The sequence below is a fragment of the Streptomyces sp. NPDC048254 genome (assembly GCF_043201895.1).
In the GTDB taxonomy this organism is placed as follows: Bacteria; Actinomycetota; Actinomycetes; order Streptomycetales; family Streptomycetaceae; genus Streptomyces.
Genome location: NZ_JBICZJ010000007.1, coordinates 16,664 through 30,200 on the forward strand (window position 1 = coordinate 16,664; position 13,537 = coordinate 30,200).

The 13,537-nt window shown below is 71.7% G+C and carries 15 protein-coding genes and 2 pseudogenes; 11 read left to right on the top strand and 6 right to left on the bottom strand.

Annotated features, from left to right (window positions below; genetic code table 11):
* The first annotated feature begins 38 nt into the window (after positions 1–38).
* The 3 genes and pseudogenes from ACGFZQ_RS20460 (at position 39) to ACGFZQ_RS20470 (ending at position 2,563) form a co-directional block, all read left to right on the top strand.
* A complete protein-coding gene (locus ACGFZQ_RS20460; RefSeq protein ID WP_393841807.1) occupies positions 39–758 on the top strand; it encodes an NUDIX domain-containing protein in 720 nt (239 codons plus the stop codon).
* Complete coding sequence (locus ACGFZQ_RS20465) at positions 755–1,777, top strand: ADP-ribosylglycohydrolase family protein (protein WP_393841521.1); 1,023 nt, start codon at positions 755–757, stop codon at positions 1,775–1,777. Before ACGFZQ_RS20460 ends, ACGFZQ_RS20465 begins: the two co-directional genes overlap by 4 nt.
* Positions 1,778–1,781: 4 nt before the next feature.
* Positions 1,782–2,563, top strand: a pseudogene (locus ACGFZQ_RS20470) (DNA polymerase beta superfamily protein).
* On the opposite strand, the gene ACGFZQ_RS20475 reads toward ACGFZQ_RS20470, so the two are convergent.
* The 3 genes and pseudogenes from ACGFZQ_RS20475 to ACGFZQ_RS20485 form a co-directional block, all read right to left on the bottom strand.
* Positions 2,489–3,232, bottom strand: a complete 744-nt coding sequence (locus ACGFZQ_RS20475; protein WP_393841522.1) for a DNA polymerase beta superfamily protein — start codon at positions 3,230–3,232, stop codon at positions 2,489–2,491. The pseudogene ACGFZQ_RS20470 and the gene ACGFZQ_RS20475 overlap by 75 nt on opposite strands.
* Before the next feature lie 22 nt (positions 3,233–3,254).
* A complete protein-coding gene (locus ACGFZQ_RS20480; RefSeq protein ID WP_393841523.1) occupies positions 3,255–3,755 on the bottom strand; it encodes a Rieske (2Fe-2S) protein in 501 nt (166 codons plus the stop codon).
* Between the two features lie 38 nt (positions 3,756–3,793).
* Positions 3,794–3,910: pseudogene (locus ACGFZQ_RS20485) on the bottom strand (DUF6529 family protein); the annotation flags it as partial.
* Between the two features lie 130 nt (positions 3,911–4,040).
* Here ACGFZQ_RS20485 and ACGFZQ_RS20490 point away from each other — a divergent pair.
* From ACGFZQ_RS20490 to der, 6 genes are all read left to right on the top strand, one after another.
* On the top strand, positions 4,041–4,442 hold the full coding sequence (locus tag ACGFZQ_RS20490) for a YidB family protein (RefSeq protein WP_393841524.1): 402 nt from the start codon (positions 4,041–4,043) through the stop codon (positions 4,440–4,442).
* 97 nt (positions 4,443–4,539) lie between these two features.
* Positions 4,540–4,902, top strand: coding sequence for a chorismate mutase (gene aroH / locus ACGFZQ_RS20495; RefSeq protein ID WP_393841525.1), 363 nt, complete (start codon positions 4,540–4,542; stop codon positions 4,900–4,902).
* Positions 4,899–5,984: a prephenate dehydrogenase gene (locus ACGFZQ_RS20500; protein WP_393841526.1), complete on the top strand. Its 1,086-nt coding sequence runs from the start codon at positions 4,899–4,901 to the stop codon at positions 5,982–5,984. The genes aroH and ACGFZQ_RS20500 overlap by 4 nt, the downstream gene beginning before the upstream one ends.
* 96 nt (positions 5,985–6,080) lie before the next feature.
* A complete protein-coding gene (cmk, locus tag ACGFZQ_RS20505; protein WP_382533602.1) occupies positions 6,081–6,767 on the top strand; it encodes a (d)CMP kinase in 687 nt (228 codons plus the stop codon).
* Positions 6,725–7,444 (top strand): lysophospholipid acyltransferase family protein, encoded by a 720-nt coding sequence (locus ACGFZQ_RS20510; protein ID WP_393841527.1) that lies wholly within the window; start codon positions 6,725–6,727, stop codon positions 7,442–7,444. The genes cmk and ACGFZQ_RS20510 overlap by 43 nt, the downstream gene beginning before the upstream one ends.
* 77 nt (positions 7,445–7,521) lie before the next feature.
* Complete coding sequence (gene der, locus ACGFZQ_RS20515; protein WP_393841528.1) at positions 7,522–9,000, top strand: ribosome biogenesis GTPase Der; 1,479 nt, start codon at positions 7,522–7,524, stop codon at positions 8,998–9,000.
* A gap of 53 nt (positions 9,001–9,053) precedes the next feature.
* On the opposite strand, the gene ACGFZQ_RS20520 is transcribed toward der, so the two are convergent.
* Positions 9,054–9,461, bottom strand: a complete 408-nt coding sequence (locus tag ACGFZQ_RS20520) for a hypothetical protein (RefSeq protein ID WP_351740230.1) — start codon at positions 9,459–9,461, stop codon at positions 9,054–9,056.
* A 161-nt stretch (positions 9,462–9,622) separates the two neighbouring features.
* Positions 9,623–10,408 (bottom strand): hypothetical protein, encoded by a 786-nt coding sequence (locus ACGFZQ_RS20525; protein ID WP_351740228.1) that lies wholly within the window; start codon positions 10,406–10,408, stop codon positions 9,623–9,625.
* Between the two features lie 542 nt (positions 10,409–10,950).
* On the opposite strand from ACGFZQ_RS20525, the gene ACGFZQ_RS20530 reads away from it, so the two are divergent.
* The gene (locus ACGFZQ_RS20530; RefSeq protein ID WP_393841529.1) at positions 10,951–11,646 is read left to right on the top strand and encodes a transglycosylase family protein; all 696 of its coding nucleotides are present in this window, start codon (positions 10,951–10,953) and stop codon (positions 11,644–11,646) included.
* A gap of 473 nt (positions 11,647–12,119) precedes the next feature.
* Positions 12,120–12,335, top strand: a complete 216-nt coding sequence (locus tag ACGFZQ_RS20535) for an I78 family peptidase inhibitor (protein ID WP_351699538.1) — start codon at positions 12,120–12,122, stop codon at positions 12,333–12,335.
* A 106-nt stretch (positions 12,336–12,441) separates the two neighbouring features.
* On the opposite strand, the gene ACGFZQ_RS20540 is transcribed toward ACGFZQ_RS20535, so the two are convergent.
* Positions 12,442–13,473, bottom strand: coding sequence for a phosphatase PAP2 family protein (locus ACGFZQ_RS20540; protein WP_393841530.1), 1,032 nt, complete (start codon positions 13,471–13,473; stop codon positions 12,442–12,444).
* Positions 13,474–13,537 lie beyond the last annotated feature (64 nt).

Sequence of the window (13,537 nt, forward strand, 5' to 3'; positions counted from 1 at the left end):
TATAAGTGGGAGTGATCAGTAAGGGGGTGGACGGGCTCATGCGGGGCTACGACAAGTACGCCTACGAACCCTTCGCCGTCACCGTCGACCTCGCCGTCCTCACCCTCCGCGCGGGTGCCCTGCACGTGCTGCTCGTCGAGCGCGGGCAGGAGCCGTACGCCGGACAGTGGGCGCTGCCGGGCGGCTTCGTGCTGCCCCGGGAGTCGGCCGAGACGGCGGCTCGGCGGGAACTCGCCGAGGAGACCGGACTCTCGGACGTGTCGGGGCTGCACCTGGAGCAGCTGCGCACCTACAGCGAGCCGGACCGCGACCCGCGGATGCGGGTCGTCTCCGTCGCCTTCACCGCGCTGCTGCCCGACGCGCCCGAGCCGCGCGGCGGCGGTGACGCGGCCCAGGCGCGCTGGCTGCCGTACGACCCGGAGCGGCCGCTCGCCTTCGACCACGACCGGATCCTGGCCGACGGCCATGAACGCGTCGGGGCGAAGCTGGAGTACAGCTGCCTGGCCACCGCCTTCTGCCCGCCCGAGTTCACGCTCGGCGAGCTGCAGAACGTCTACGAGACCGTGTGGGGCGTCCAACTGGACCGCCCCAACTTCCGCCGCAAGGTGCTCGCCACACCCGGGTTCGTCGAACCGGTGCCGGGTGCCGCCCGGCTGACCGGCGGCCGCGGCAAGCCCGCCGCGCTCTACCGCGCGGGCACCGCCGCCACGCTCCATCCGACCCTGCTCCGCCCGTCCCGGGAAGGACGCCCCGCATGACCTCGAACCTCGCGTACAAGCGTGCCGCCAGCGGCTCCCTGATAGGTCTCGCCCTCGGGGACGCCCTCGGCTTCCCGACCGAGTTCAACGACGTGCCCTCGATCCTCGCCAAGTGCGGGCCGTGGCGGGAGATGGAACTGCCGAGGCCGGCCGTCGTCTCCGACGACACGCAGATGACGCTCGCGGTCGGGCACGGGCTGCGTACCGCCATGGACCGGGGAGTGCTCGCGCCCGAGCGGCTGGAGAAGCCGCTGCGGGAGGAGTTCGTGAAGTGGTACGAGTCGCCCGAGAACAACCGGGCGCCCGGCAACACCTGTCTGCGGGCCTGCGAGCTGCTGAAGGAGGAGGGGCGGGTCTGGCAGGACGCCAGCCAGATCGGCTCCAAGGGGTGCGGGGCCAACATGCGGGTCGCGCCGGTCGGGCTCGTGCCCGGGCTGAGCGACGAACAGCGGGCCGGTGCCGCCCAGTTGCAGTCCGCCCTCACCCATGGCCATCCCACCGCCCTGGCCGCCTCCGACCTCACCGCGCGTGCCGTACGGCTGCTGGCGACGGGGACCGAACCGGCGGCTCTGGTCAGGCAGTTGAGGTCGTACGCCGTCGACAACCGCACCCACTACCACCAGACCTGGCTCGGCGACCTGTGGACCCGGAGCCAGGACGCGACCGCCGAGGCGTTCATCGCGCGCGGCTGGGACGAGTGCCTGGCGATACTCGACCGCCTCGAGGAGGCCGTGCGGACCGCCTCCCCGGAGGCCGACCCGTGCCTGGCCACCGGCGCCGGCTGGATCGCCGAGGAGGCCCTGGCCACCGGCCTGCTGTGCTTCCTGCTCTTCCCCGACGAGCCGGTGACGGCCCTGCGCCGGGCCGCCTGCTCCTCCGGCGACTCGGACTCCATCGCCTGCCTGACCGGCGCTTTCGCGGGCGCCTGGCTGGGCGTCGACGCCTGGCCGACGGAGTGGGCCGACCGCATCGAGTACCGGGGCGACCTGCAGACCCTGGGCGCGCTCTGGGACGCTTGAGCCCATGATCGACGACCTGGATCTGGATCTGGACCTGACGCCCGTCGTCGCGGAACAGCCCCACCCCCTGCTGTTCGCGACCGTCTCCGGGGCGCATCTGTACGGCTTCCCGTCCCGGGACTCCGACGTGGACCTGCGGGGCGCCCATCTGCTGCCCGCGGCCGACCTGGTCGGGCTGCACGAGCCGGAGGAGACCCGCTCCCGGATGTGGGTGCGCCAGGGCACGGAGATAGACCTCGTCACCCACGACCTGCGCAAGTTCGTCCGGCTGATGCTCCGGCGCAACGGCTACGTGCTGGAGCAGCTCCTGTCACCCCTGGTCGCGCACACCACGGACACCCGCCGCGAGCTGGCCGCGCTCGCCCCGGACGTCCTCACCGGCCATCACGCCCATCACTACCGGGCCCGCCGCGGAGCGGCTGATGTCTACGTGCGGTCACCCAGTGGCGGCTGTTCGAGAAGACCCGTGAACTCAAGCCGCTGCTCTACACCTTCCGGGTGCTGCTCACCGGGATCCATCTGATGCGCAGCGGCGAGGTCCAGGCCCATCTGCCCACGCTCCTCGGCGAGGTGCCCGCGGCCCCCGGCTACCTGCCCGAGCTGATCGCCGCCAAGGCCGCCCACGAGCACGGCGGCGCCGATGTCGAGCACGCGCGCGTGGCGGCCGACGTGGAGCGGCTGCACGGGCTGCTCGACCACGCGCAGAACGCGTCAGCGCTGCCCGACGCGCCCAGGGCCCACGACGCCCTGCACGACCTCCTGGTCCGGGTACGGCTGCAGGACTGAGGCGCGGCGGACCCGGAAGAGGAAGTCCGCCACGCGCGCGTGGTCCGGCGCCGCCGGGAGCGGGCTGCCGTGCAGGGCCCGCTCGGTCTCCTCGGCGAGGCGGGTCATGCGGGTCTCGACCTCCGGCCAGGAGACCTCGCCGCGCTTCACCGCCAGGAGTGACTCGCGCGCGTCGCCGACGTCGATCGTCAGCTCGCCCGTGCGCAGCAGATCGCGGGCGCTCGTCAGGAGCCGCAGGAGATGCATCGCGTGCTTCCAGCGCGGGGCGCCGTGCACCCGGACGTCGGCGTCGAGCTTGCGGCGCTGGCCCAGGGCATAGCGGGTGAAGGTGCCGTACGCCTGCCGGGAGAGGAAGGCACCGCGCAGGCCACGCAGTTCGCGGCCGGTGTCGTCGAGGTGCTCGACCAGGGGCGAGTGCAGGCACTCCAGGATGTTCGGGTTGGCCCGCAGCGCCAGCTCGCAGAACCGCTCCAGCTCCCAGGAGAACCGCTCCTCGCCCGGGCCCTCCACATGCGTCGGTGGCTTCTCGAAGCGCCAGAACAGGGGCGTGGGGGCGAGGAACACGCCCCGGCGGTCGGTGTCGCTGTCCTCCGCGGCCAGACCGAAGGCCCTCGACCCCATGACACAGGCGTAGATCGTGTGGTCGCGTACCAGGTCCTCGGGCTGCATGCCCGGGAGCGTACGCGGCCGGTCACGCCAGGGTGATCGAATTTCCGCTCACCGTGATGGACTCGGCGGGCAGCGGTTTCGTGGCCGGGCCGTGCGCGACCGAGCCGTCGGCGATGTGGAACTTGCTGCCGTGGCAGGGGCAGTCGATGGTGCCGTCCGCCACCTGGGACACCGTGCAGCCCTGGTGGGTGCAGATCGCCGAGAAGGCCTTGTACTCGCCCTTCTTCGGCTGCGTCACCACGATCTTCTGCTCCTTGAAGATCATGCCGCCGCCCTCCGGGATCTCACTGGTCTGCGCCAGCGCCTTCCCGGCCGCGCTCGCCGACCCGGAGGAGGACGCCTCGGCGGAAGCCGACGCGGAGGCGGCGGCCGAGGCCGACTCGGAGGCCGACGCGGAGGCGGCGGGTGATTCGGACGAGCTGGAGGAGCCGTTGTCGTTGCTGTTGCCGCATCCCACGCAGCACACGGCGAGCGCCGACGCGCCCGTCGTGAGCATCGTGCGGCGGGTGGAACCGTCGGTCATGTCTCGCTCCGAACGTGCGGAAGAACCAGAAGGCGGACGCCAGGGAGTCGCTCCGAGCGGAGCAGCAGCATCTTGGCACTGAAAGCATCGAAGAAGAAGCAAGTCGGGATGGAGTGCCTTAAAACGTGCTTTCCGTACGTCTGATAGCCCAACGCGTCCGGACGGCGCGGCGCGCGGGACGGGCCTCCCCCGAGTAGCGGGACGCGGTGATCCGGACGACATTGACCAAGGGGTCCGCCGGCGTCCGCTGACGTCTTCTCGAAGGCTCGAAAGGCTCCGAAAGGCATGGTCATGGCAGGCAACGATCTGGAAAGCATGCTCGGCAGCCTCCTGGGCGGCGACCGCAAGGACGCCGGGCTCCTGGGCGCGCTGATCGGCTCCCTCAGCCACGGCCAGGGCGGGAGTTCACTGGGCGGCCTCCTCGACAGCCTGGCCAGGTCCGGTCTCACCGCGCAGCAGGACTCCTGGGTCGGCACCGGCACCAACCAGCCCGTCACCGCCGACCAGATCCAGCAGGCCCTGCCCGACGCCACCCTCCAGCAGGTCGCCGAGCAGGCCGGCGTGAGCCCGCGGAACGCCGCGGACCGGATCGCCCGGGACCTGCCCCAGGTCGTCGACCGGCTCACCCCCGACGGCGAGGTGCCGCAGGCCTCGATCGAGGACCTGATCCGGCGGCGGTCCGGGTGAGCCGCCGTCTCAGCGGGCGGGCACCGCGCACGGGCCCGGCGGTGGCCTGACTAGGCTGGACGGACCAAGACGCCGACGTCAGAACAGGAGCAGCGCCGTGGCGGTACGAGCGGTCCGGGGGGCCGTCCAGCTGGAGCGGGACGAGGCCGGTCACATGGACGAGCAGGTCGGAGCGCTGCTCACCGCCGTCCTGGAACGGAACGGGCTGACCCCCGAGGACCTGATCAGCATCTGGTTCACGGCCACTCCCGACCTGCACAGCGACTTCCCGGCGGCCGCCGCGCGCAAGCTCGGCATCGTCGACGTGCCCCTGATCTGCGCCCAGGAGCTGGAGATCGAGGGCGCCATGCCCCGGGTCGTACGGATACTGGCGCACATCGAGTCCGACCGGTCCCGCGCCGCGATCAGCCATGTCTACCTCGGTGCCGCGGCCGCCCTGCGCAAGGACATCGCCCAGTGAGGACCGCACTCGTCATCGGCACCGGCCTGATCGGTACGTCCGCCGCGCTCGCCCTCTCCCAGCGGGGCGTGGTGGTGCACCTCGCCGACCACGACCCGGAGCAGGCCCGCACGGCGGCCGCGCTCGGCGCCGGCACCGACGAGACCCCGGACGGTCCCGTCGACCTGGCGATCGTCGCCGCCCCGCCCGCCCATGTGGCCGCCGTCCTCGCGGACGCCATGGGCCGCGGCCTGGCGCGCGGCTACATCGACGTGGCCAGCGTCAAGGGCGGCCCGCGCCGCGAGCTGGAGGCACGGGGCCTGGACCTGTCGTCGTACATCGGGACGCACCCCATGTCCGGCCGGGAGAAGTCCGGGCCGCTGGCCGCCACCGCCGACCTCTTCGAGGGCCGCCCCTGGGTGCTCACCCCGACCCGGGACACCGACACCGAGGTGCTGAACCTCGCCCTGGAACTGGTCTCGCACTGCCGTGCCGTCCCGGTCGTCATGGACGCCGACGCCCACGACCGCGCGGTCGCCCTGGTCTCCCACATGCCCCACCTGGTCTCCAGCATGGTCGCGGCCCGTCTGGAGCACGCCGAGGAGGCGGCCGTACGACTGTGCGGGCAGGGCATCCGGGACGTGACCCGGATCGCCGCCTCGGACCCCCGGATGTGGATCGACATCCTCTCCGCGAACCCCGGTCCGGTCGCCGACCTGCTCGCGGACGTCTCCGCCGACCTCGACGAGACCGTGCGCGCGCTGCGGGCCCTGCAGTCCTCGGACGACGCCAAGCGGCAGGAGGGCGGGGCCGGCATCGAGGCCCTGCTGCGGCGCGGCAACGCTGGGCAGGTCCGGGTGCCCGGCAAGCACGGCGCCGGCCCCCGCACCTACGAGGTCGTGGCGGTGCTCATCGACGACCAGCCCGGCCAGCTGGCCCGGATCTTCGCGGACGCCGGCGCGGCCGGGGTCAACATCGAGGACGTGCGCATCGAGCACGCGACCGGACAGCAGGCCGGTCACGTCCAGATCTGGGTGGAGCCCAAGGCGGCGCCGGTGCTCACCACGGCGCTCCGGGACCGGGGCTGGGCGCTGCGGCAATAGGCTGAATCCGGCGGTCGCGGGGGCCGGTAACCTTGTGCGGGGCGCGACGGCGCCCCGCACACCACCCACCACCCTGCACCCGGAAGGTGTCCCCCCGTGGAAAACGGCGCCGTAAAGCCCGTGATTGTCGCGATCGACGGCCCCTCGGGCACCGGCAAGTCGAGCACGTCCAAGGCCGTGGCCGCCCAGCTGGGCCTCAGCTACCTGGACACCGGCGCCCAGTACCGGGCGATCACCTGGTGGATGGTGAACAACGGCATCGACCTCACCGACCCGACCGCCATCGCCGCGGTCGCCGGCAAGCCGGAGATCGTCTCCGGGACCGACCCGGCCCACCCGACGATCACCGTCGACGGCGTGGACGTCGCCGGCCCGATCCGCACCGAGGAGGTCACCTCCAAGGTCAGCGCGGTCAGCGCGGTCCCGGAGGTGCGGACGCGGATCAGCGAGCTGCAGCGGTCGCTGGCCCACGGCACCGAGACCGGGATCGTCGTCGAGGGCCGGGACATCGGCACGACCGTGCTGCCCGACGCCGACCTGAAGGTCTTCCTCACCGCCTCCGCCGAGGCCCGCGCGGCCCGGCGCAGCGGTGAACTCAAGGGCGCCGACGTCAACGCCACCCGCGAGGCCCTGATCAAGCGGGACGCGGCCGACTCGACCCGGAAGACCTCGCCGCTCGCCAAGGCGGACGACGCGGTCGAGGTGGACACCACCACGCTGACGCTGGCCCAGGTCATCGAGTGCGTCGTCACCCTCGTCGAGGAGAAGCGGGCGGTGAAGTGAGCCTTCCGTCCAACCCGTCGAACTCGTCGAACGCGACGATTCCGTCGCAGCGGGGCGCCGAGGTGGGGCGGCGCATCGGCGTCGGCCTCATGTACGGGCTGTGGAAGCCGCGCGTGCTCGGTGCCTGGAGGATGCCGGCGCACGGCCCGGCGATCCTCGCCGTGAACCACTCCCACAACATCGACGGCCCGATGGTCATGGGCGTGTCGCCCCGGCCGACGCACTTCCTGATCAAGAAGGAGGCGTTCATCGGGCCGCTGGACCCGTTCCTGACCCGGATCGGCCAGCTGAAGGTGGACCGGCAGTCCACCGACCGCACGGCGGTCACCCGCGCGCTCGGCGTGCTGGCGGCCGGGGGAGTACTCGGCATATTCCCCGAGGGCAGCCGGGGCGAGGGCGACTTCGCCTCGCTGCGCGCGGGACTCGCCTACTTCGCGGTGCGCTCCGGGGCGCCGATCGTGCCCGTGGCCGTCCTGGGAAGCTCCGAGCGGCGCGGACGGTTGGTCAAGGGGCTGCCCCCGCTGCGCACCCGCGTCGACGTCGTCTTCGGCGACCCCTTCGAGGCGGGCGACGGCAGCGGCCGGCGCACCCGCACCGCCCTGGACCAGGCCACCGAGCACATCCAGAAGCAGCTCACCAGTCACCTGGAAAACGCCAGGCGTCTGACCGGACGCTAGGCGACACTAAGTAGTGGATCAGCCCGATACGGGGCCTATCCACCGATCACCACGATGAACGACGAGGTACGGACTTCATGAACGACCACATCCAGCCCGGCGACTCGGCTGAGCACGAGTACGACCACGGGGCACTCGGCGACGCCGAGTACGCGGAGTTCATGGAGCTCGCCGCCGAAGAGGGCTTCGACATCGAGGACGTCGAGGGTGCCATCGAGGCGGCGGGCCACGGCCCGCTGCCGGTGCTCGCCGTCGTCGGCCGCCCGAATGTCGGCAAGTCGACGCTCGTGAACCGCATCATCGGCCGCCGCGAGGCCGTCGTCGAGGACAAGCCCGGCGTCACCCGCGACCGCGTGACCTACGAGGCCGAGTGGGCGGGCCGCCGCTTCAAGGTCGTCGACACCGGCGGCTGGGAGCAGGACGTCCTCGGCATCGACGCCTCCGTGGCCGCCCAGGCCGAGTACGCGATCGAGGCGGCCGACGCGGTCGTCTTCGTGGTCGACGCCAAGGTCGGCGCGACCGACACCGACGAGGCGGTCGTACGACTGCTGCGCAAGGCCGGCAAGCCCGTGGTGCTGGCCGCCAACAAGGTCGACGGACCAAGCGGCGAGGCCGACGCGGCCTACCTCTGGTCGCTCGGCCTCGGCGAGCCGCACCCGGTCTCCGCCCTGCACGGCCGCGGCACCGGCGACATGCTGGACGCCGTCCTGGAGGCGCTGCCGGAGGCGCCCGAGCAGACCTTCGGCACGGCGGTCGGCGGCCCGCGCCGGATCGCGCTCATCGGCCGTCCGAACGTCGGCAAGTCCTCCCTCCTGAACAAGGTGGCGGGCGAGGAGCGGGTCGTCGTCAACGAACTCGCCGGCACCACCCGCGACCCGGTCGACGAGCTGATCGAACTCGGCGGGATCACCTGGAAGTTCGTCGACACCGCCGGTATCCGCAAGCGGGTCCACCTCCAGCAGGGCGCCGACTACTACGCCTCGCTGCGCACCGCGGCCGCCGTCGAGAAGGCCGAGGTGGCGGTCATCCTGATCGACGCCTCCGACAACATCTCGGTCCAGGACCAGCGGATCGTCACCATGGCCGTCGAGGCGGGCCGCGCCATCGTCGTCGCCTTCAACAAGTGGGACACCCTCGACGAGGAGCGCCGCTACTACCTGGAACGCGAGATCGAGACCGAGCTCGGCCAGATCGCCTGGGCGCCCCGGGTCAACGTCTCCGCGACGACCGGGCGCCACATGGAGAAGCTGGTCCCCGCCATCGAGACCGCCCTCGCCGGCTGGGAGACCCGCGTCCCCACCGGCCGGCTCAACGCCTTCCTCGGCGAGCTGGTCTCGGCCCACCCGCACCCGGTCCGGGGCGGCAAGCAGCCCCGCATCCTGTTCGGCACCCAGGCCGGCACCAAGCCCCCGCGGTTCGTCCTCTTCGCCTCCGGCTTCATCGAGGCGGGCTACCGGCGCTTCATCGAACGCCGGCTGCGCGAGGAGTTCGCCTTCGAGGGCACCCCGATCCACATCTCCGTGCGGGTGCGCGAGAAGCGCGGCAAGAAGAAGTAGCCGTACGCCCGAGGGGCGGCCACCGTCATCGGTGGCCGCCCCTCGGGCATCCGTCACTGACCCCGGCGTGGTCCTGGTGGAAGCGCCGCCGGTACGGGGAGCATCCCGGCGTCATGGGAGCGCCCGAGCGTCCCGATCCGCTGCCACTGCGGCGGCTGCGGCTGTTCACCGCCGTGCCGGGCGCTGTAGGCGCCCGCGCTGTACGCGCTGTACGAGTTCCCCCCGTACATCCCCAGACCGTACGTGCCGGTGCTGAACGGGGTCGTCCCGAAGGCGACGAACCCCAGCCCCTCCTCACCGCTGCGGTCACCCGGCAGCGTACGGAAGGCCTTGACCCACTCCGCGTAGAGCGAGTCGTAGATTGGCGTGGCCGAGAGCGCGCCTAGGCTCTCCTGCCCCGCACGAGCGGACGGAACAGTGGAGAAGGACGGCCGACGGGGCGGAAAGTCGTATGCGTGCACGTATGTCCAAACGACCGGGTCACCAAAGAGATGCGGCTATGCAGCGCCCCGTTGGGGGCGCGGGGCCGCATCGGATATGCGGCTCCGCCGCGTGGGCGCGACCAGCCACGATGCACCCGCACCCGCCGACGAGACCGGCACCTTTCGCCCCTGAGCGAGGCTCAGACCCCTGCAAGAGGCAACGCCGCCGCCACCAGCTTCCCGTTCGCCGCGGCCTTGTCCAGCGCGTCGCGCAGCAGATCCTCCCGGGGCTGCCGCCCGATCGACCCCACCGGCGCCGCGAACATCAGCACCTGCTGGTGCTTGTTGGCCGCCGCCCGCCATCCGTCGGTCACCTGCAACGGCTGGTGCGCCTGCCACCAGGCCACCGGCTGCCCGCCGTTGCTCCCCGGCTGGAGCACCGCGTGCAGCTGGCCCACCGCCAGCAGCACCGACCACCCGTGCAGCACCGGCGGCACCGCGGTCAGCTCCGTCACGGGCATGAAGCCCTGCTCGATGAGGAGCGGCAGGAAGTCGTCGCCCACCCCGTCCGTGCCCGGCCGCACGATCGGCGAGGTCGGCTCGACGACGAGTGCCGGGTGCAGCTCCCCGGCGATCAGCACGAGTCCGCTGGTCACCCCGAGCACCGCCTGCTCGGGCACGGACCGCTGCGGCCCGCCGCCGGGCGCGCTGTCACCGCTGATGGAACGGACCGCGCCCTGCAGCTGCTCCTCGGTGACCTGGACGACCTGCGAGGGCAGGCAGCCGGCGTGGGCGAAGGCGAGGACGGCGGTCTCGTCCCCGATGAACAGGACGGTGCTGGTGCGCTCCTGTTCGGAGTCGCCCGGGGTGCGGCAGGACGTGCAGTCGTAACTGCCGGGGGCGTTGTCTCCGGCGAGCAGCCGGTCGGCTTCTTCGTCGCCGATCTCGGCGCGTACCTCGTCGCTGACGTCGAGCATGCGCGGCACGGTGGCTCCCTCGGGATGCGGTGCGTGAAGGCCCGGGTGGATCCCGGTCCATGAGCCCCAGGGGGTTGCGGGCTCATGAAGAAGACAACGGGTGATCTGTGGTGGTGGTCACGCCTCGGGGGGATCGGGATCCACCCATCCACTGCACAGGGTCACCCGACGTGCGGAATTCGGCACTCACCGTCAACTCTTCGCAAGCCAAAGGAATTTGACGCGGTGAAGTGAATCACAGATCCACCGATCGCATGGTAGACAAATCATGAAATCATGGAATGTAGTGGGTGGCTGGAAATAACCGCTACCCCCGGTAACGCTGAACTGGCCTGGCCTGACGGGCAGTTGGTTGATTTCGGGCGTTGCCGATCCCTAGATTCTTCCGCCGTGTGCAACGAGCACCGCTCGGGTACGTCCGCCGGCCGGCACCAGGCAGAGCACCATCGCAGTACCGGCCGCGGCGGACGGGGCGAGCGCGACGAACCGCGTCCATCGCGCGGGGACCGCGTCACGCCTGGGGGAGCCCGGGTATGTGGAGAGGGAAATACATGTCCGAGTGTGCCGATACCACCCGTGAGACCGTCGCCAAGAACGGCTCCCGCAAGGGCCGTACGACGGCGGCCCTGGCCGGAGCGGTGCTGCTGGCCCCGCTGGGCCTGCTGGCCGCGACCGGCAACGCCGAGGCGGCGGACAACGGAGTGTGGGACCGCATCGCCCAGTGCGAGAGCGGCGGCAACTGGCACATCAACACCGGCAACGGCTACTACGGCGGACTCCAGTTCTCCGCCTCCACCTGGCGCGCGTACGGCGGCACCGCCTACGCGTCGACGGCCGACCAGGCCTCCAGGGAAGCGCAGATAGCCGTCGCCACCAAGGTTCAGCAGGCCCAGGGCTGGGGTGCGTGGCCGGTCTGCTCGGCACGGGCCGGAGCGACCGGTTCGGCGCCCGAGGGCGCCTCGGCGACCACGAAGAGCAGCACCGAGTCGGCCACCAGGTCGACCGGCGGGTCGGCCGCCGAGTCGACCACCACCAAGTCGGCCCCCGCGCACAAGAAGGCGCAGCGCTCGACGGCCCACACCGGCCGTGACTCCGCCCGCGGCGACTACACCGTCCGTGAGGGCGACACCCTGAGTGAGATCGCCCAGCGCCACGGCACCACCTGGCAGCGCCTGTACGCCGCCAACGAGGCCGTCATCGGCGGCGACCCGAACCTCATCGTGCCTGGGCAGCGCCTCGGGCTCTGACACGCGCCCCTGCCCCGCACCGTCACGCCCCGTCCGGTCCCGACCGGGCGGGGCCCGGTGCGTTGTGAGGCTGATTCAGACGACGGCGCGGGGCTTCGAGTTCACGCCCCTTGACGCTGCCGGAACCGGGCCCGGCCCGGCGTCGTACGCGGGTTCTGTGCCGAAGCGGTGAAACTCTTATGCGGTGTCAGCTTCCGCGGCGGCCCACGGATACGGAATGGAATGGGCTCCCCCGAGCGCCCCTGATCCCTACTTCCGCTTCTTTCCGGCTGGCTTTTCGGAAGACCCTACCGGCATCAGGGAATTGCACGGGAATGCGCCAAGAAGGCGTACTGAACCGCCCGTACGTGTGACAGAGTTCGACCGAAACGCGTGTCGTGATTCTGTGACAGAAGCGTGACCGGAGACGGACAACGGACTTCGCCGGCCGATCTCGACTTCCGTCCCCGCCGGAAGCGGCCTAGCGTGGCCGCATGGCACCGAATCCGGCTCCGCCGAAGGAGCCCCAGGACAGCCCGCAGGGGTACGTAGGCCTCGACGCGGGCGACGCGGAACAACTCGCCCGGCAGCGGGGGTGGCCGACGGTGCGCTCGCTGCCGCCGGGCGCGATCATCACCATGGAGTACCGGGCGGGACGGCTCAACTTCGAGGTACGGGACGGCGTCGTGGCGCGCGCCTGGAAGGGCTGACCGTACGACGGCGAAGGCCCCGGTTCCGCACTCTGGGAACCGGGGCCTTCGGCGTGCGTACCGGCTGTGCGTACCGGGCTGCCGCGCTGTCGCGTCCGTACCGCCGTCAGCCGCCCGTCAGCGGTCGGGCCGGCTGGGCGGCGCCGCCGCGCGGCTGGCGCTCGGGGTGCGGGGGGCGGCGGCTGCCCACCGGGGTCACCGGGGTGCGCTCCGAGCGGGCCGTGTGCGGGCCGGGCGCCAGATGGATCGGGGCCCGGGGCGAGCGGGCCGAGGAGACCGGCTCGCGCTCCGGCGCCGGCGCGTCCTCGGCGGGCGCCGTACGGGGCTTGAGTGCCACCGGCGCGACCTGGACGGGCGCGGGCACGGGGACCGTTCCGCCGCGGCGGGCACGCCAGCGGTCGCGCAGGTCGAAGAGCCAGGTCTCGGCACGGGCGATGAACGGCTCGCACCACGGCAGCGCCAGCAGGATCAGCAGCCCCGCGGCCCAGCCCAGCAACACGTCGCTCAGCCAGTGCGTACCGAGGTAGACGGTGGACATGCCGACGCCGAGCGAGGTGACCGCGGAGGCCGCGGACAGCCACCGGCGGGCTCTCGGGGTGGAGGCCAGATACGCCAGAATTCCCCAGGTCACCACCGCGTTGGCGGTGTGGCCGCTGGGGAATATATCGCCGCCCAGGCCCATCTCGTTCGAGCCGATCACGGTCGCGTAGTGCGGTCCGAGGCGCCCCATGCCGAGCTTGGCGGCGCCGACCGTGATGTTGAGCAGCAGCAGGGAGGCGCCGAGCGTCAGCATCGGGCGCAGGGTGTGCTGCCGCCACGAGCGCCAGCCGAGCCAGGCCGCGACCATCACGGCGGTCGGGCCGCGCTGGCCGAGGACCACGTAGTAGTCGACGAACCAGTGGATTCCCGACCACTGCTGGTACGGCCGGAAGAACATGACCTGCCAGTCGAGCCGGACCAGCCAGGACGTGATCACGACGGCCCACACGATCGCCAGGTAGAAGGCGAGGGTCGCGGTGAACAACACGACCCGGTGCCGGCTCATCTTCGGCACATCAATGTGGGCCGGTCGTTCCGGCTCACGGTCCAGCCTGGCGAACACCCGGTCCAGACGGGTGAGGTTTCGTTCGGTACGCACCCAATCGACGTTACAGCGAGTGAGCTCTGTTCCCGGTCGAAACTGCGGCTTTGTGATGACGATG